Source organism: Streptosporangium roseum DSM 43021 (assembly GCF_000024865.1).
GTDB lineage: Bacteria > Actinomycetota > Actinomycetes > Streptosporangiales > Streptosporangiaceae > Streptosporangium > Streptosporangium roseum.
Genome location: NC_013595.1, coordinates 9,002,968 through 9,021,714 on the forward strand (window position 1 = coordinate 9,002,968; position 18,747 = coordinate 9,021,714).

Here is an 18,747-nt window from a genome sequence, read left to right on the forward strand (position 1 = left end):
ATCGGTAAAGAGGGTGCTTGTGGGGCGACGGCGGATCATGATGACACTCGCGGGGGCGGGGGCGGCGGCCGCGGTGGGGGCGGCACTCCTCCTGCCCGGCGGGCAGGGGTCGCAGGCGGCGGAGGCAGCGCCGGGACAGCCGGTCCCGGGGGATCCGCTGACCGGTGCGGAGGTCGCGAGGGCGGGCGCCATCGCCTCGGCGACCTCGCGGGCGCACATGGCCGCCGGACGGATCAATCTGCTCTACGTCGAGCGTGACGACGGCAAGGACGCCGAGGAGCGGCGGCGGGCCGAGGCCTACCTCTACGACTACGCCACCGACAGGCTGATCGTGCGGACCGTGGACCTCGGCCAGGGCAGGGTCGTGAAGGAGGCCGTGACGCGGGGCGTGCAGCCGCCGCCGTCCCGGGCGGAGGAGGTCAGGGCCGCCGAGCTGCTGCTGGCCGACCCGACGTACGGCGGGGGCGTGCGCGAGGCCTACGCCAGGGCGGGCGGCGGGCAACTGCGCTCCGCGTCGGACCTGGGGCTGCGGGGACTGATCTTCACTCCCGGCCACGAGGCCGGGGCCCGCCGGTGCGCGGCCCACCGGTGCGTGCGGCTGTTCGTCCGGCTCCCCGGCAACACCTGGCTGGACACCAGCCGGATCGTCGTCGACCTGTCCGCCAAGAAGATCCACACCCTGGAGTGGTGACCGTGTCCCTGCGCCTGATCCTCTCCTGCGCCTTGCTCGCCGGCGTCCTCGGCCCGGCGCAGACCACGCACGCCGCGCACGCCGCCCAGGCCTCCGCCGCGCACGCCGCCCAGGCCGCGCACGTCACACCTGCCATACCCGCCGCGCACGCCGTACGGCTCCCGCACGTCGCGGCTCCCGCGCGGGCCGTACGGGTTCCGCAGGGCGCGGTCGCGCAGGCCGTACGGGCTCCGGCGTCGCCGTGCAGCGCGCCGTACCGGATCGACAGGACCCTGCCGAACGGCGCGCGCTGGCAGCTCTGCTGGGAGATGCGCACCATCGAGGGACTGACCCTCACCAAGGTCGTCTACACGCCGAAGGGCAACCGCCCGGTCAGCGTGCTGCGCAGCACCGCGCTGGCCCAGATCCACGTGCCCTACGACAGCGGCAGCCCCCGCTACCACGACATCGGGGCCCTGGGCCACACGGCCATCCCCCTGCTGGCCGCCGACTGTCCCGGCGGCGAGCGCCGGGAGCAGTCCGTCTGCGTGACGACCCGGGCGCGCGGCCACGCCTATCTGAAGTCCGGCTACGACGGGCCGAGCACCTCGGCCCAGGGGCACGACCTGGTGGTGTTCGCCGCCTTCCAGGTGGGCTGGTACACCTACCTGGCCGAATGGGCCTTCTCCGACGACGGGGCGATCACCCCCCGGGTGGGCGCGACCGGCTCACTGGCCGGGTCCACCACCACACCCGGGCACGGCTGGCCGATCGGCGTGGGCAGCGCGACGTTCGAGGAGAGCCACAGCCACAACGTCTTCTGGCGCCTCGACTTCGACATCCAGGGCAAGAGCGGCGACGTCGTCGAGCAGTACGACTTCTCCGGGAGCCGTACGGCCAAGCGGAAGCTCAAGCGCACGACCCTCACCAGGGAGGCCAAGGCCCTCAACCGCCGGACGCGCTGGTGGCGCGTGGTCGACCGCGGGGTCCGCAACGCCGACGGACACCCCGTCTCCTGGGAGCTCAACAACTCCGACAGCGCGCAGTATCGCGGCCCGGCCGGCGAGGCCTTCACCCGCGCCGACGTCTACGTCACCGACTACCGCTCCTGCGAGCGCCTGGCGACCACCAACCCGGCGCCCAGGTGCGCCGGGTCCGTCGACCGCTACGCGAACGGGGAGAGGCTCACCGACCCCGTGCTCTGGGTCAACGTCGGCTACCACCACGTCCCTCGCGACGAGGACGCCGATCCCATGCCGACCCACTGGCAGGGTTTCCGCATCACCCCCCGCGACGTCACGGCCAAGAACCCCCACTGAGACGTCACCGGAGACCGCGTTGACACCTCACGGCGGAGGGAGCCCGGCGGCCCAGGCGCGGCGGCCCTCCTGGGCTTTCGTGATCCGCAGGATCACCGTGCCCGCCAGAGCCGCCGCGGCCAGGGTGGGGGCCAGGGTGAAGACGTCGAGCCAGAACGCGCCGCCCGAGGAGCTCCGGTCTCCCCCCGCGAAGAGCAGCACGCCGACGAGCGGCAGCACCCAGGACCCGAGGAGCCACGACACCCACCAGGACCAGATCAGCCCCGAGTGCGCCTCCCTGCCGATGTGCTCGCCGCGCACACCGCCGGGCCGGGAGGACGCCCAGACGTCGTCCATGATCTGCTTGGGGATCCACCAGTTGACCACCGGCAGGGCCCAGCCGAGCACGATGAGGATCCGGAACCAGCGGTGCGGGACCGGGGTCAGCGACTCGGCGTTCGCGCGGGCCCGGAAGAGCCAGACCAGGAAGGCGATCGCCGCGACGGCGCGGACCAGGAAAAGCCAGACCACGGCGACGCTCGTCCCGAGGACGCGGACGAGGAATGTCACGAGGGGGAGCAGGTCCTCGATGCTCCGCAGGGACGGCCCCTCCGATGTCCTGTCCAGCACCGAGGTGAGGCCTGACCCGGCGAGCACCCAGACGATCTCGGCGAGGGCGGCGGCTCCCAGCGCGGTCACCGCCACGACGGCCGATTCCCGCAGTGGCCGCAGGGGGCGGGGCGGTGGGGGGTGGAGACGCATCACAGTCCTCTGCGTGATCAATTAGATCGACGGCCAATATTCCTACAAGCGATATGGCCTGACAATCGAGATTTTTTCCTCCTTACGTCTTCGCACGTTTTCACGACACGCATGGTGATAGCGGACAAGGGCATGGGATGAAGCGCCCGCATAGGGCAGGGTTAGGGGATACCGATCTACGGGAGTGATCCATGAACGCGCACTTGGACCTGGAGCGCCTGGCGGGTGGGGCACACCACGATCCGCACTCGATCCTCGGAGCGCACCCGGGGCCGGGGGGCGTGACCGTCAGGGTGCTGCGGCCGCTCGCCGAGAAGGTCCAGGTCGTCGTGGACGGCCAGGTCCATGACATGGAGCACGTCGCCCACGGGGTGTTCGCGGTGACGATCCCCGGTCTGGACAAGGTGCCCGACTACCGTTTCCGGGTCACCTACGCCGGAGCCGAGCCGTACGAGATGGCCGACCCCTACCGGCACTGGCCCACGCTGGGCGAGGTGGACCTGCACCTGATCGGTGAGGGGCGTCACGAGCGGCTGTGGGAGGTGCTCGGCGCGCGGGTCATGCGGCACGAGGACGTGGAGGGCACCGCCTTCGCCGTGTGGGCGCCGAACGCGCGCGGGATCCGGGTGATCGGGGACTTCAATCACTGGGACGGCACCGCCTATCCCATGCGCTCGCTCGGCAGGTCCGGTGTCTGGGAGCTCTTCATTCCCGGCCTGGGCGAGGGCGACCGCTACAAGTTCGGCGTCCTCGGCGCGGACGGGGTCTGGCGGGCCAAGGCCGACCCGATGGCCCGGCGCACCGAGACCCCGCCCGCGACCGCGTCGGTGATCGACAGGTCCGACTACGACTGGCAGGACGACGAGTGGATGCGCCGGCGCGCGAGCCACAACGCGCTGGAAGCGCCGATGAGCACCTACGAGGTGCACCTCGGCTCGTGGCGGCCGGGGCTGTCCTACCGGCAGCTCGCCACCGAGCTGGTCGACTACGTGGTGGACATGGGGTTCACGCACGTCGAGTTCATGCCGGTGGCCGAGCACCCGTTCGGCGGCTCCTGGGGCTACCAGGTGACGTCCTACTACGCGCCGACCGCCCGGTTCGGCACCCCGGACGAGTTCCGCCATCTGGTGGACCGCCTGCACGAGGCGGGGATCGGGGTGGTGGTCGACTGGGTGCCCGCGCACTTCCCGATGGACGACTGGGCGCTGGCCAGGTTCGACGGGACCCCGCTGTACGAGCACGCCGACCCGGCGCGGGGCGAGCACCCCGACTGGGGGACCTACGTCTTCGACTTCGGCCGCCGGGAGGTGCGCAACTTCCTGGTCGCCAACGCGGTCTACTGGCTGCGCGAGTTCCACATCGACGGGCTGCGGGTGGACGCGGTCGCCTCGATGCTCTATCTCGACTACTCGCGGCGCGAGGGCGAGTGGACGCCCAACGAGTACGGCGGGCGGGAGAACCTCGACGCGGTGGAGTTCCTCAAGGAGATGAACATGGTCTCCTACCGGGACCAGCCGGGGATCATCACCGTCGCCGAGGAGTCGACCGCCTGGCCCGGGGTCTCCCGGCCGGTGCACCTGGGCGGGCTCGGGTTCGGGTTCAAGTGGAACATGGGCTGGATGCACGACACCCTCGCCTACCTCAAGCACGAGCCGATCTTCCGGCAGTACCACCACCACCAGATGACGTTCTCCCTGATGTACGCCTACTCGGAGAACTTCGTGCTGCCGCTGTCGCACGACGAGGTGGTGCACGGCAAGGGGTCGCTGCTCGGCAAGATGCCCGGCGACGAGTGGCAGCGGTTCGCCAACCTGCGCGCGCTGTTCGCGTTCATGTGGGCCCATCCGGGCAAGCAACTGCTGTTCATGGGCGGGGAGTTCGGCCAGGGCTCGGAGTGGTCCGAGGAGCGCGGGCTCGACTGGTGGGTGCTCGACTTCGACGGGCACAAGGGGGTCCAACGGCTGGTCCGCGACCTCAACCGGGTCTACCGGGAGACTCCCGCCCTCTGGAGCCTCGACGCCTCCCCCGACGGCTTCCGCTGGATCGACGCCGATGACGCGATGGGCAACGTGTTCTCGTTCCTGCGCCGCGCCCCGGACGGCTCGGCCGTGGCCTGCGTGGTCAACTTCTCCGGCGCGCCGCACGAGGACTACCGTCTCGGCCTGCCCTATGCCGGTGCGTGGGAGGAGGCGCTCAACACCGACTCCTACAGCTACGCGGGCAGCGGCGTGGGCAACCTCGGCGCCGTGGAGGCGGCGGAGGAGCCCCGGCACGGCCTGCCGTACTCCGCCCGCCTGCGCGTCCCGCCGCTGGGCGCCGTCTGGTTCCGCCACCCCGGCGTGAGCGCCGAGGCGAAGCCCGTCGCGGAGGCCGCGGCCGTGGTCACGGCCGAAGAGATCCTGGAGGAGGCGGCGAGCGGGGAGCCGGAGGAGAGGACCGTGGCCGGTGACACGGTGGCCGGCGACGCCGCGGCCCGGGACGCCGTGGGCGCAACCGCCGGAAAGGACGTCGAAGGGGTCGGGGGGAAAGCCCAGGAGAAGTCAGCCTGATCTGATCACAGATCGGCCACATTCGTACATATTATCGAATTCTCGCTCTACCCTCTGGATCATGATGCGCGATGATCATCGAGCCGCGCGCCTACAGGTGATCAGCAGGTGCGTGCGGTAGCGCACGCGCCCTTCTCCGGAGGTTCAGTGAGACTTCGACGTCTCCTCACGGGAGCCATCGTGCTCGCCGCCACATCGGCGGTCCTGGCTGCCACGCCCCCCGCGGTCTCGGCCGCCGCCGATCCCCCGGCCACGGTGGATCCGGCCGTCACGGCCGAGGTCAGGGCCGGCGAGAAGGTCCGTGTCATCGTCGATCTGGACGACGGCCAGGCCGTCGCCCCGGTCGCCAGGAGCGCGGAGGCCATCTCGGCGACGACCGGCGTCCTGCCGGGATCAGGCGGCCAGGGCTTCTTCGTCATGGAGGTCGACAGGACGACCCTCGCCAAGCTCGACGACGACCGGCGCATCGGCTCCATCCGGAAGGACCGGCTCAGCGCGCCGGCGCTCGCCTCCAGCACCAGGGTGATCGGCGCCGACCGGGCCCACGCGGCCGGTGTCACGGGCGCGGGGCAGAACGTCGTCATCCTGGACACCGGCATCGACCGGACCAACCCGTTCTTCGCCGGCCGCATCGTGGCCGAGGCCTGTTTCTCCTCCCAGAGCACGATCTGGAACACGCGGTCACTCTGCCCCGACCTGTCGACCAGGCAGACCGGTCCCGGCTCGGCGGACGCGAAGACGCCGAGATGCCTGTCCGGCACGACGAACATGTGCGCCCACGGCTCGCTGGTGGCCGGCGTCGCGGCCGGCGGGAAGACCGGGGACGGGCAGGCCGACGGCGTCGCACCGGGCGCGGGCGTCATCGCCGTCCAGGTGTTCACCCGGTTCGAGAGCGAGGAGCACTGCGGCGAGGGCAAGGCTCCCTGCGTGCTGGCCTGGGCCTCCGACCAGTTGCGTGCCCTGCAGTACGTGATGCAGCTCACCAGGAGCCACAAGATCGCAGCGGTCAACATGAGCACCGACATCTTCGGTGCCCACGAGTACGACGAAGACGAGACGTGCAATGTCGACCCCGTCTCGGAGGAGATCGAGGGGCTGCTCAAGCTGGGCGTCCCCACCGTCGTCTCCGCCGGCAACGGCGGCCACGAGGGCAGGGTGAGCGTTCCGGGCTGCGTCCCGGCGGCCGTCACGGTAGGCGCCACCGACGACTCCGACGCCGTGGCGCACTTCTCCAACCGCGGGACGCTGCTCGACCTCTTCGCTCCCGGCGTCGACATCACCTCCTCGGCCCCGGACGGCCGCTGGGCCACCGGGAGCGGCACCTCGCTGGCCGCCGCGCACGCGACGGGCGCCTTCGCCCTGCTCAAGGAGAGGTCGCCCGGCGCGAGCCCCGCCGAGCTGCTGAAGAAGCTCCAGGACACCGGGAAGGCGATCACCTATCGGAGCAGGGAGAAGACCGTGACCACGGCGCGGATCGACCTGTCACGGGCTTTCGGCCTTCCCGTGCCCACTCCGACGCCCACCCCGACGCCCTCGGCGACCCCGAGCGCGACGGCCACTCCTCAGCCGACGGCCACCCCCCAGCCGTCAAGCACGCCCGCGTCGACGCCGAGCAAGACGCCGGCGCCGAGCCCGGCGGTCACCGACAGCGGCCCCGGCACCCCGGACCCCGCCGGGAGCGGGACGGCGTGCGGGCGGGGCAAGGGCGGTACCGCGCTGACCGCCGCGCGGTGGGCCACCGAGTTCCACAAGAAGCCCGGCAAGTTCACCGACAAGACCCTGACCTGCTACCTCAGCCTGTCCCAGAACGGCAGCAAGGTCTTCCCCGAGGCCACCGACTCCAACTCCCTCGCCAAGGCCCACAAGGTGCTCAAGGGCAAGTCCGCCAGGGCCGCCCTGGACCGTGAGCTGCTGGCCGCCTGGCTGAACTGGGCCCACGGCGCCTACAACGGTTCATCCAAGGTCCACGGCGCCACCACGCTCAAGAGCGCGGTCGCCGTCGCCGAGAGGCACCGTCTCAACACCAAGGCGACCGCCGCCCAGATCTCCGGCGCCGCCAGGTATCTGAGCGCCCACGTCAACAAGGCGAAGTAAGTTTTTCCGACCGAACTCCCGACCGATCCGGGCCGGCCACGCATGACGTGACCGGCCCGTTTCATGTCCGGGGGCGCCCGGGGGGGCGTGGAACGAACCTTAAATCAGCCTTATATCGATCGGTGAGGCATTGACCGCCCGGGAACGAGAATCTACGCTCTGGAAACTAATAGGAAACTTTCCTATGAATTCGGGGGCTTGGCACTCTCTGACCTGGAGCAACCCTTGCGACGAATGACCATCGGCTCCTTGATCGCAGCGGCTGCGCTGCTCGTCCCCTTGGGAATGAGCACCGCCACAGCCGCCACTCCGGCCACCGCCACGTACTCGACCGCCTCCGACTGGGGTTCGGGATTCGAGGGCAAAGTCACCGTGAAGGCGGGTACGAGCGCGCTGACGAGCTGGAAGGTCGAGTTCGACCTCCCCGCCGGCAGCTCGATCGCCTCGGCGTGGGACGCCGACCTCACCAGGAGCGGCAACCACTACACCTTCGTCAACAAGGCGTGGAACGGCGCCCTGGCGGCCGGCGCGTCCGTGAGCTTCGGTTTCAACGGCGCGCCCGGCGGACTGTCCGGCGTGCTCGACTGCAAGCTGAACGGCGCCGCCTGCAACGGCACCGGCACCCCCGACCCGACGCCCACCCCGACGGTCACCCCCACCGTCGACCCGACCCCCACGCCGACCCCGACGGTCACCCCCACCGTCGGCCCCGACCCCTCGGGCAAGAAGGTCGTCGGCTACTTCACCGAATGGGGCGTCTACGGCCGCAACTACCACGTGAAGAACCTGGTCACGAGCGGTTCGGCGGCGAAGCTGACGCACATCCTGTACGCCTTCGGCAACTCCGCCGGCGGCAGGTGCTCGATCGGCGACTCCTACGCCGACTACGAGAAGGCCTACACCGCCGACCAGAGCGTCGACGGCGTCGCCGACACCTGGGACCAGCCGCTGCGCGGCAACTTCAACCAGCTCCGCAAGCTGAAGAAGGCCTACCCGAACATCAAGGTCATCTACTCCATCGGCGGCTGGACCTGGTCCGGCGGCTTCACCCAGGCGGCTGCCAACCCGGCCGCGTTCGCCGACTCCTGCTACAAGATGGTCGAGGACCCGCGCTGGGCCGACGTCTTCGACGGCATCGACATCGACTGGGAGTACCCGAACGCCTGCGGTCTGACCTGTGACGCCAGCGGGCCGGCGGCGTACAAGAATGTGCTGTCCGCGCTGCGCGCCAAGTTCGGCCCCAGCGCCCTGGTCACCTCGGCGATCACCGCCGACGGTTCCACCGGCGGCAAGATGGACGTCGCCGACTACGCCGGTGGGGCTCAGTACCTCGACTGGATCATGCCGATGACGTACGACTTCTTCGGTAGCTGGGACGCGAAGGGCCCGACGGCTCCGCACTCGCCCCTGACCGCCTACCCCGGCATTCCGAAGGACGGCTACAACTCCGACGCCGCGATCCAGAAGCTCAAGGGCAAGGGCGTTCCCGCTAGCAAGATCCTGCTCGGCATCGGCTTCTACGGCCGCGGCTGGACCGGCGTGACCCAGGCGACTCCGGGTGGCACCGCCACCGGCGCCGCCCCGGGCACCTACGAGGCGGGCAACGAGGACTACAAGGTCCTCAAGACCAAGTGCCCCGCCACCGGCACGATCGGTGGCACGGCCTACGGCTTCTGCAACGGCCAGTGGTGGGGCTACGACACCCCGGCCACCATCACGGGCAAGATGACCTACGCCAAGAACCAGGGTCTGGGCGGCGCGTTCTTCTGGGAGACCAGCGGCGACACCGCCAACGGTGAACTCATCAGCGCGATCTCCAACGGACTCAAGTAGCATTTCGAACACTCGGCCCTCCGTGTGCGTCACGCCGCGGGGGGTCGAGTCGTTTTCTGAAAAGATCCTTCGAATCGGGATCAAGGTATTCACTCGGAACAAAACGCTGCTTAGACTCCGAATCGCCCGTTTGATCCCCCCGGAGGACGTGTGCGACTTCGAGCCCTCGTGGCCATGGCGATCGTGCTCACCGTCGCCCCTGGCGTCCCCGCCCTCGCCGAGGAGCCGCCACCACCCCCTCCGGCGGCCACCGCGGAGACACCGGCCCCCACCGGGGAGACACCGGCTCCCACCGGGGAGACACCGGCTCCGGCGGAACAGCCGGCGGCGCCCAAGCTGGAACCCGGGCTGGCCGCCGACGGCGACGGGGCCCGGGTCATCGTCGAGGTCACCGCGCCGGCGGAGGCCGCACCCGTCGCGGGCCAGGCCCAGGACCTGCCCGGCGCCGAGGTCGTCCTCCAGCCGCCGGACACCTCGTTCATCGTGGTCGAGGGCACGAGCGAGTCGCTGGCCGCGCTGGCCCAGGACCCCCGGGTGGTGTCGGTCCGCCGGGACCGCGCCTACTCCCCCGTCTCGCTGGCTTCGGGTCTGAAGCTGATCGGGGCGGACCAGGCCCAGGCCGAGGGGGCCACCGGCGAGGGCAAGATGATCGCGGTCATCGACACCGGGATCGACCGGGACCATCCCGCGCTGGCGGGCAAGGTGGTGGAGGAGGCCTGCTTCTCCGCGACGGACGGCGGCGCGAAGTCCCTGTGCCCCGGCGGGGCTGACACGCAGACCGGTCAGGGTTCCGCCGACGCGAAGACCCCCATGTGCGTGGAGGGCGCCGTCAACCTGTGCGACCACGGCACCCACGTGGCGGGCATCGCCCACGCCGTCGCACCCGGCGCGGACATCGCGGCGATCCAGGTCTTCAGCCGCATCGACGACTGCGAAGGCGGGGAGGCCTGCCTGAGCGCCTACGAGTCCACGATCCTGCTCGCCCTCGACCACGTCGCCAAGCTGAAGGACTCCCACCCCGGCCTCGTCGCGGTGAACCTCAGCCTCGGTGGCGGCCTCTATGAGGGGGCGTGCGACGGCGCACCCGAGATCGGGGCGATGAAGCAGAAGATCGAGACCCTGCGCGCCAAGGGCGTGGTGACCGTCGCCGCCGCGGGGAACGAGGGGATGTCCGGTGCCGGCGCTCCGGGATGCATCTCCGGCGCGGTGACCGTGGGCGCGACCGGTGACGACGACCGCGTCCCCGAGTGGTCCAACTACGGCTCCGTGCTCGACCTCTTCGCCCCCGGTGTCGAGATCGACTCCGCGGTGCCGAACGGCGGCACCGCGGTCTACAGCGGGACCTCGATGTCGACCCCGCACGTCACGGGCGCGCTGGCGGTGCTGGCCGGGAAGTCGGCGGACGTCACCCCGGACGCGCTTGTCGGCAAGCTCACCGCGGCGGGCCGCCCCATCGTCTACGACGGAGTGACCACGCCCCGCCTCGACCTGTACGGCGCGCTCACCGGCCGCGCGCCCTCGCCCCCCGCCACCCAGGATCCCGCCCCCGGGGACGGCTCCACACCGGACGACCCCGGCGACGACCCCGATCCCAACCCGAGCTCCGGCCCGTCCCCGGTCCCCGACCCGGTGGACCCGCCCGCGCCCAGCCCGGTCCCGCTGCCCACGGTGACCGTCACCGTGACCGTGACCGCCACGCCCACCACCGCGCCGGTGGTGTGCAGCCGGGGCAAGGCCGCCAAGACCCTGACCGCCGCCGGATGGGCCACGGAGATGACCCGGGGCAAGGGGGAGCTCTCGGACGAGACGCTCAGCTGTTACCTGCGCCTGGTCGCGAAGGCCAGCGACGTCTTCCCCGAGCTCACCCGCGCCTCCACGCCGGGTACGGCCTACCGGGTGCTCAAGCCCGCCAAGAAGACGAAGCTCACCCAGAAGATCAAGATGGAGAGCGAGCTGCTGGCCGCCTGGCTGAACTGGGCGCACGGCGGGGTCAACTTCACCGCGAAGATCAGCAGGTCGACCACGGTCAGGGACACTCTCATCGCCGCGGAGAGGCAGCGGCTGAAGGGCTCCTCCCTCTCCGAATACACCTCAATACTGAAAAAGCATGTGAACGCCCGCCGTATCGCATAAGTTCGAGATTGGTCGCTTAGGGTGATAGCCATGGACGCGACCAAGGTGATCATCGATACAGTCGACCGGCTCCGGCAGCGGCGTACCGCTCCGCTGGTCCTTGAACTCGACCTCACCGACGGGCTGTCCGACGGGCCGCCGTCGGACCCGCTGAGCGCGCTCCTGGCCATGCGCAAGACGAGCCTGACCGACGTGTTGTCCGGGCTGAAGCGCGCCAGGAAGGACTCCCGGGTCAAGGCGCTGATCGTCAAGATCGGCACCCAGCCGCTGGGGCTGGCGATGGTGCAGGATCTGCGCCAGGCCGTGATCGAGTTCCGGGCGGCGGGCAAGCTGACCGTCGCGTTCGCCGAGACCTTCGGCGAGTTCGGCGCCGGCACGGTGCCCTACTACCTCGGCAGCGCCTTCGAGCGGGTCTACCTGCAGCCGTCGGGCGACGTCGGGCTGACCGGCGTCGCGATGGAGCAGCGCTTCCTGCGGGGGGCGCTCGGCAAGCTCGGCGTCGAGTACCAGATGGGCCAGCGGCACGAGTACAAGACCGCGGCCAACACCTTCACCCAGGACCACATGACCGACCCCCACCGCGAGTCGATGGGCCGGATCACCGAGTCGGTCACCGAGCAGATCGTCGCGGGCGTCGCCGAGGGGCGCGGGCTGGAGCCCACCAAGGTCCGCAAGCTCATCGACGAGGGCCCGTTCATCGGCGCCGAGGCGGTCGAGGCCGGCCTGGTGGACCGGATGGCCTACCGCGACGAGGTCTACGACGAGGTCAAGCAGGCCGTCGGCGACGACGCCCTCCTGCTGTACGTGGGCCGTTACGCCAAGGGTCCGATCGCGAAGAAGCTCCCGCGACCCGGCGAGGAGACCGTCGCGCTGGTCCACGGCAACGGCGCGATCCGGCTCGGCCGCAGCGGGCGGAGCCCGCTGGGCGGCGGCAGCGCGATGGGCTCCGACACCGTCTGCGCCGCCCTGCGCGCGGCCCGCCGCGACGAGCACGTGAAGGCCGTCGTCTTCCGGGTGGACAGTCCCGGCGGCTCCTACGTGGCCTCCGACGCCATCTGGCGCGAGGTCGTGCTCACCCGCAAGGCCGGCAAGCCGATCGTGGTCTCGATGGGCGACCTGGCCGCCTCCGGCGGCTACATGGTCTCGATGGCCGCGGACGCGATCGTGGCCCAGCCGGGCACGCTCACCGGTTCCATCGGTGTGTTCGGCGGCAAGGCGGTCATCGGCGGGCTGCTGGAGAAGATCGGCGTCTCCTCCGAGACGGTCGGCGAGGGCGCCAACGCGGGGATGTTCTCCTCCACCAACGCCTTCTCCGAGGCGCAGTGGGCGCGGGTCAACGCCTGGCTCGACCGGGTCTACGAGGACTTCGTGAACAAGGTGGCCGAGGGCCGCGGCCTGTCCCGGGAACGCGCCCACGAGCTGGCCAAGGGCCGGGTCTGGACCGGCGCCGACGCCCACGCCCACGGGCTCGTCGACGAGCTCGGCGGCCTCCAGGACGCCCTCGCCCTGGCCCGCAGGAAGGCCGGCCTGGCCGCCGACGCCCCGGTGCGCGCCTACCCCAGGCTGAGCCCGCTGGAGCGCCTGCGCCCAGCGGACTCCAGCGAGGACAGGACCGCCGCCACAGCCCGGATCCGGCTGGAGGCCTGGGGCCCGCTCGCCCACCTGGCCGCCGAGCTGGGCCTGCCGTCCTACGGCCCGCTCATGCTCCCCGGTGGGTGGACGATCCGCTAGTACTCCGACGGATCCGGGCTCATCGCCCAGCCAGGACGATCAGTACTGGCGATGCTCGTCGGTGAGCCCGTTGCTCGGGTTGTAGGTGCAGTAGAAGGTTCCGCCGAACGTCTTCTGGTCGTAGGCCGCCATCTTCTTGCAGTCGCCGCAGTAGTAGAACGACTCGATGAAGGAACTGTTCGGGCGGGCGGAGGTCGGCAGGCCACAGCTGTTGGCCAGGACCTGGACCGGCGTCCTCGCGCTCGGTCCCGCCGCCGCCGACGCCGATGCGGACGCGGTGGAGAGGACCGAGGCCGTAAGGGCCGCCACCGCGACGACCGCCCCCGCGAGTCGCTGACGAGTGACAATGCGCATGGTGTTCCTCCTGGAGTCATGAACCTGGTGATATGTGGCGTTCCGGGCCCGTGGCAGCAAGCCTGTCCCAGGCGGATTCCGGCCGCCACACCTTTCGTTCCTGACCGAAAGGGTCCGGCCGGCCTTGGCTGGACAGGGGTGGCGGCGTGAAGATGCATTGGCATGATGCGACTGCACTTCTCCGACACCGACCTTCGCCGGATCACGTTCGCCCCGGCTCCGAACGCCCTGTGGGAGACGGTTCTGAGCGTGCGCCTGATGCGTGGCGCGCCGACCGGCAGGACCTGGTCGCGGCCTGGAGTCCGCCATCTGCACCGGCAGGTGAAGGACAGCCTGCCGGAGCGGGCCGGGGTGCTCGCGCCTCTTGTCGCCCCGAAGAGTCCCGTCCCCGGGTTTCTGCTCCAGCCGGACGCCGGTGACTTCGCCGCCAGTGTCGAGCTGGTCCGCCAGACACCCGACTCGCGGCTGGCGATCGAGCTGAGCTTGTTGTCGCCCGCCCAGCGGGCCGGGAGGTGGGCGGGCGAGCTGGCCGACGGCGCCCCCTGGGCGCGCCAGACCCTTGCCGATGACCTGTACGGCTACTTCGCCTCGACAGTGGAGCCACTGTGGCCGCAGATCCAGGCCGAGGCCGCCGCCGACCGCGCCCTACGCTCCGAGACCTTGCTGCGCGGCGGAGTCGACGCCCTGCTGGCCACGCTCCACCCCGACTGCCGCTGGCGGCCGCCGACCCTGCACATCCCGGTCACCGGCGACCATGACTTCCCATTGTGCGGACGCGGGCTGGTGCTGATCCCGTCCTACTTCGTGCCCCGTCCGATGGTGATGTACCAGAACCACGCGGCCACCGTACTGGTCTATCCGATCTTCGCCGCAGACCGGTCCACCGGCCCGGGCGACGTGCTCGGGCGCCTGATCGGCCGTACCCGCGCAGCCGTGCTGGCCACCCTGCGCAACCCGGCCACCACCACGTCGGTGGCCGAACGGGTCGGCATCTCCCTCGCCTCGGCCAGCGAGCACACCACGGTGCTGCGCAATGCCGGGCTCATCTCGACCACCCGGACGGGCGGCGCCGTCCTGCACGTCCTGGCCCCCCTCGGGGAGGCCCTCCTGTACAGCGGCTCGAACGCCGGTTCATGACCCACGACGCTCGTCCGGCACCGTTACAGGCCGGACAGACCGTCGCGACCGTGATCAGAGCGCCGACGCGCGGGAAACGATCACAGGACCGGCGGGACGCCGTACGGAGATCAGTGTTGGAGATCGTCCCGGCTCAGCCGACCGGGCGGTACCGGCCGCGGAGCCGTACGAGCGGGAGGACTCCCGAGTTGACGTAGCTCACGTCGAGCACCCGGGCGACGTAGAGAGTGTGGTCCCCTGCCGGGACGACCTGGGTCGTCTCGGCCTCCAGGGCGGTCACACCGCCGTCCACGACGAGCGCCTCGCTCAGCTCCCCCCGGTGGTGCGGCGTGCCGGCGAGCAGCAGCCGGGCGCCGGGCCGGCCGGCGGTGGCGAAGCGGCTGGCGATCGCCTTCTGCCCGGCGGACAGCACGCTTGCGGCCCAGCGGTCACGGCGCAGCAGCAGCTCGTTGAGGTAGCCGGTGTTCTCCAGGCTCACCATCACCAGCCGGGGGTCGAGCGAGACCGAGACGAGGGTGCCGACCGTCGCCCCCACGTCGTCGCGCTCGTCCTTCACGGTGATGACCGTCACGGCGGTCGGGACCTGCGCCATGGCCTCGATGAACTCGTTCATGGGGCAATCATTCCGGAAGGCGGCCGGCCCCAGGGGCGGCGGCCGTCAGGACCGGCCCCGGACTCTCCGTCCCGGACCGATCCTCCTCACCGTTATCCCCGGCGCCGACCAGCCCCTCCCGGACCGGCCGTCCGCACCGTCAGGACCGGCCCGGACTCTCCGTCCCGGACCGGGCCCTCCGTACCGTCACCCCCGGCCGCGGCCGTTCCCGTGGCCCCGGCCGTTGCCGCGGCCGCGGTCACGGTCGTTGCCGCGGTCGCGGTCGCCCCTGCCGGCCATGTCGCGCTCGCCGTTCCCGGGGCCGTCACGGCCGTCGCGGGCCGACTGCTCGGGGGCGCAGCCCTGGCCGCAGCCGCCGAAGCGGGCGGAGTCGACCGGGTGGAAGGGAGTGGCCCTGACGCCCGTCAGCGCCGCCATCATGGTGTCCTTCCAGATCGGGCCGGGGAGGCTGGCGCCGGCGACGATGCCGTAGTACTTGCCGCCGATGGTGACGCCGGTGAGCTTGTGCTCCGTCGAGCCGCGGGGGTCGCCGATGCTCACCGCGCCGGCCAGGTCGGGGGTGAACCCGGCGAACCACGCGGTGGCGTACGCGTCCGTGGTGCCGGTCTTGCCCGCCGCGGGGCGGCCGATGCCGCCCACGCCGCGCATGGTGCCCTTGGTGAACACCCCGGACAGGATGGCGGCCGTCGCGTCGGCGACCTCGGGGTCCAGCGCCTGACGGCACTGCGGCGCGTAACGGGTCACCTTGCCGTTTCGGTCGGTGATCTGGGTGATGGCCATCGGCGCGCAGTACTTGCCGCGCGCGCCGATCGCGGCGTAGGCGTTGGCCACCGTCACCGGGTCCATCTCGTTGATGCCGAGGGTGAAGGTCTCATACTCCTGCAGCGGCTTTCCGTCGGCCCGCTTGATGCCCAGCGACTTGGCGGTCTGCACCGTGTCGCACAGCCCCACGCGCTGCTCCAGGGCGACGAAGAAGGTGTTGACCGACCCCCAGGTGCCGGTCTGCAGCGTCTTGAACCCGGGCGAGCCCTCGTCGTTGGTGACGGTGTGGGTCGGGTCGCCGATGCTCTCGCCCTTGCAGTTCTTGAAGGCCGCATAGCTCGGGGCGGTGTAGCCGGCGCCGGTGGTGATGCCGTCGTTGATCTTCATGCCCTTCTTCAACGCGGCGATCAGGGTGAAGGTCTTGAACGTCGAGCCCGCCTGGAACCCCACCCCACCGCCGTGCGCGGCGTCGGCCACCACGTTGTAGGACATCTCGTTCCTGCGCTTGGCGATGCCGTACTTCCGGCTGGCCGCCATCGCTCTGATCGCACCGGTGCCGGGCTGCACGAGCGCCTGGGAGGCCATCGGGTTGTCGGAGGCGTACACCCGTTTCCTGATCGCCGTGTCGGCCGCGACCTGCATCTTCGGGTCCAGCGTCGTCCTGATCGTCAGCCCGCCGCGGTTGAGGAACCGGAGCCGGGCCTCCTCGGTCTTGCCGAAGGCCGGGTTGCCGGAGATCTCGCTGCGCACGTAGAAGCAGAAGTAGGGGTAGGGGCTGGCCTCGCACCCGCCCGGCAGCGGCGTGCCCCTGTAGCCCAGCTTCTCCTTCTTGGCCTTCGCGGCCTCCTCCGGCGTGATCTTCTTGAGCTCCGCCATCCGGTCGAGCACCAGGTTGCGCCGCTCCAGCAGCAGCCGCTGCGCCTTCTTGCCCGCGTCGGGGTTGGTGCTGTTGGGAGACTGCACCGCCGCCGCCAGGGTCGCCGCCTGCGACAGGGTGAGCTCGGCCGCCGGCACCCCGAAGAACCGCTTGGCCGCCGCCTCGACCCCGTTGGCCCTCGCCCCGAAGAAGGCGATGTTCAGGTATTTCTCCAGGATCTGGTCCTTGGAGTATTTCTGCTCGACCGCCATCGCGTACCGCAGCTCGTTGAGCTTGCGCGCGTAGCTGGCCTCCAGCGCCTTTTCCTGCTCCTTCTTGGTGACCGCCGTGGTGAGCAGCACCTGTTTGACGTACTGCTGGGTGATGCTGGAGCCGCCCTGGCTGACCCCGCCCGAGGCGAGGTTCTTGGCCAGGGCCCGCATGGTCCCCTCAAGGTCGATGGCGCCGTGCTCGTAGAAGCGGTAGTCCTCGATCGAGATGATCGCCGTCTTCATCACATCGGCCACCTGGCTGAGCGGCACGACCTCGCGGTACACGTCCCAGAACTGCGCGATCTGGTTGCCCCTGGCGTCCAGGACCGTCGTCTTCTCCGCCAGCGGGGGCTCCTTGAGGTCCACCGGCCTGATGTTCAGCTCGTCCGACGCGGTGACGACCACCGCCCCCGCACCGCCCACGGCCGGCAGTGCGAGGCCGCTGGCCAGCAGCCCCGCGGCCACTGCCGCTCCGGCGAGCCGTACGATCTTCCCACCGGCCGACATTCCGGCTCCGGTGTCGCGCGACGGACGACCGGCCCCCCTGGCGTCAGTGAGCAGACGCTCAACGGGCGCACGCATACGGTTCCCCCCATTACACCTTTATGACTCGCCTATAACCTATGGGTGGAATGAAGGGTATGCCTCCGGATCCTCGGTCACCGACCTCCAGGGCTCAAGTGCGGCCGGCCGCCTACAGCGGTACGGCCCGCGCACGGGAGTCCGTGCGCGGGCCGCGGGTGACGGCGGAGTGCCTAGAGCAGGCTGTTCTGGGTCAGCCAGTCCTTGGCGACCGTGGCCGCGTCGTCCTTGTCGATCGCCACGCGCTTCATCAGCGCGAGCAGACCGGGGGTGTCGAGCTTGGCGGAGACGGCGTTCAGCGTGCTCTTCACGGTGTCGTTCACCGCGGCCTTGTTGACCAGGGGCGCGACGTTGTCGGCGGCGAAGGCGTTCTTGGTGTCCTTCAACGAGACCAGGTCGTTGATCACGATCTTGGGGTCGGTGGTGAAGACGTTGCCCACCTGGACGGTGCCGTCCTTGATGGCGTCGGCGGTGGCGTCACCGGTCTTCTTCCACTCCTTGAACTCCAGGCCGTAGGTGTCCTTGAAGTTCTTCTCCTGGCGGGACTGGAACTCCGGCGGGCCGCCCACGGCGTAGTTCTTGCCGACCTTGACCAGGTCCTCGATCGTGGTGAGGCCGTCCTTGGTGGCGGTCGCCTTGGTGACGGTCAGTGAGTTGTTGTCCTCGGCCGCGGCGGGCTCCAGGACCTCCAGCTCGGCCGGGAGCTTCTCCTTGAGCCCGGCGACGACGTCGTCCTTGGTCTTGGCCGTCGTCGTCTTGTCGACGAAGGCCAGCAGGGAGCCGATGTACTCCGGCAGGACCGTCAGACCACCGCTCTTGGCCTGGTCGAACAGGACCTCGCGGCTGCCGATGTTGAGCTTCTTCTCGACCTGCACCCCCTTGGCCTCCAGGGCCTGGGCGTAGATCTCTGCGAGCAGGACGTTCTCCGGGAAGTTGGCCGAGCCGACGACGACCTTCCCCCCGGCCGCGGATCCGGAGCCCGCGGGGCTCGCGGACGCGCTGGTGAGCGGGTCGCCACCGCCACCGCACGCGGTAAGTGTGAGCGCCGCGGACAGGATGACTGCCGCGGTGCTGAACAGGCGCTTCATCGTGCTTTCCCTT

Annotated in this window: 13 protein-coding genes; 8 read left to right on the forward strand and 5 right to left on the reverse strand. The window is 70.5% G+C overall.

What is annotated here, in order from left to right; genetic code table 11:
- Nucleotides 1–37: 37 nt before the first annotated feature.
- Nucleotides 38–691: a hypothetical protein gene (locus SROS_RS39385; RefSeq protein ID WP_148269354.1), complete on the forward strand. Its 654-nt coding sequence runs from the start codon at nt 38–40 to the stop codon at nt 689–691.
- On the forward strand, nt 688–1,989 hold the full coding sequence (locus SROS_RS39390) for a copper amine oxidase (protein ID WP_218919757.1): 1,302 nt from the start codon (nt 688–690) through the stop codon (nt 1,987–1,989). The genes SROS_RS39385 and SROS_RS39390 overlap by 4 nt, the downstream gene beginning before the upstream one ends.
- 27 nt (nt 1,990–2,016) lie before the next feature.
- Here the strand turns inward: SROS_RS39390 and SROS_RS39395 are convergent, their stop codons facing one another.
- Nucleotides 2,017–2,730: a DUF4328 domain-containing protein gene (locus SROS_RS39395; protein WP_012894549.1), complete on the reverse strand. Its 714-nt coding sequence runs from the start codon at nt 2,728–2,730 to the stop codon at nt 2,017–2,019.
- A gap of 191 nt (nt 2,731–2,921) precedes the next feature.
- Here SROS_RS39395 and glgB point away from each other — a divergent pair, with 191 nt between their 5' ends.
- From glgB to sppA, 5 genes are all read left to right on the forward strand, one after another.
- On the forward strand, nt 2,922–5,279 hold the full coding sequence (glgB, locus tag SROS_RS39400; protein ID WP_012894550.1) for a 1,4-alpha-glucan branching protein GlgB: 2,358 nt from the start codon (nt 2,922–2,924) through the stop codon (nt 5,277–5,279).
- A gap of 147 nt (nt 5,280–5,426) precedes the next feature.
- A complete protein-coding gene (locus tag SROS_RS46605; RefSeq protein WP_012894551.1) occupies nt 5,427–7,373 on the forward strand; it encodes a S8 family peptidase in 1,947 nt (648 codons plus the stop codon).
- 249 nt (nt 7,374–7,622) lie between these two features.
- Nucleotides 7,623–9,206: a glycosyl hydrolase family 18 protein gene (locus SROS_RS39410; RefSeq protein WP_245564446.1), complete on the forward strand. Its 1,584-nt coding sequence runs from the start codon at nt 7,623–7,625 to the stop codon at nt 9,204–9,206.
- A 150-nt stretch (nt 9,207–9,356) separates the two neighbouring features.
- Nucleotides 9,357–11,339 (forward strand): S8 family peptidase, encoded by a 1,983-nt coding sequence (locus SROS_RS46610; RefSeq protein ID WP_012894553.1) that lies wholly within the window; start codon nt 9,357–9,359, stop codon nt 11,337–11,339.
- A gap of 30 nt (nt 11,340–11,369) precedes the next feature.
- Nucleotides 11,370–13,070 carry a signal peptide peptidase SppA gene (sppA, locus tag SROS_RS39420; protein WP_012894554.1) on the forward strand — a complete coding sequence of 567 codons (1,701 nt, stop codon included), beginning with the start codon at nt 11,370–11,372 and terminating at the stop codon, nt 13,068–13,070.
- 39 nt (nt 13,071–13,109) lie between these two features.
- Here the strand turns inward: sppA and SROS_RS39425 are convergent, their stop codons facing one another.
- Complete coding sequence (locus SROS_RS39425; protein ID WP_012894555.1) at nt 13,110–13,424, reverse strand: hypothetical protein; 315 nt, start codon at nt 13,422–13,424, stop codon at nt 13,110–13,112.
- Between the two features lie 162 nt (nt 13,425–13,586).
- On the opposite strand from SROS_RS39425, the gene SROS_RS39430 reads away from it, so the two are divergent.
- A complete protein-coding gene (locus tag SROS_RS39430; RefSeq protein WP_012894556.1) occupies nt 13,587–14,561 on the forward strand; it encodes an ArsR/SmtB family transcription factor in 975 nt (324 codons plus the stop codon).
- A 133-nt stretch (nt 14,562–14,694) separates the two neighbouring features.
- Here SROS_RS39430 and SROS_RS39435 read toward each other — a convergent pair whose 3' ends face one another.
- The 3 genes from SROS_RS39435 to SROS_RS39445 all read right to left on the reverse strand — a co-directional run bounded on the left by SROS_RS39435 (nt 14,695) and on the right by SROS_RS39445 (nt 18,734).
- Nucleotides 14,695–15,174, reverse strand: a complete 480-nt coding sequence (locus tag SROS_RS39435; protein ID WP_012894557.1) for a flavin reductase family protein — start codon at nt 15,172–15,174, stop codon at nt 14,695–14,697.
- A 186-nt stretch (nt 15,175–15,360) separates the two neighbouring features.
- Nucleotides 15,361–17,571, reverse strand: a complete 2,211-nt coding sequence (locus tag SROS_RS39440; protein ID WP_012894558.1) for a transglycosylase domain-containing protein — start codon at nt 17,569–17,571, stop codon at nt 15,361–15,363.
- A 248-nt stretch (nt 17,572–17,819) separates the two neighbouring features.
- Nucleotides 17,820–18,734, reverse strand: a complete 915-nt coding sequence (locus SROS_RS39445; protein ID WP_012894559.1) for an ABC transporter substrate-binding protein — start codon at nt 18,732–18,734, stop codon at nt 17,820–17,822.
- Nucleotides 18,735–18,747 lie beyond the last annotated feature (13 nt).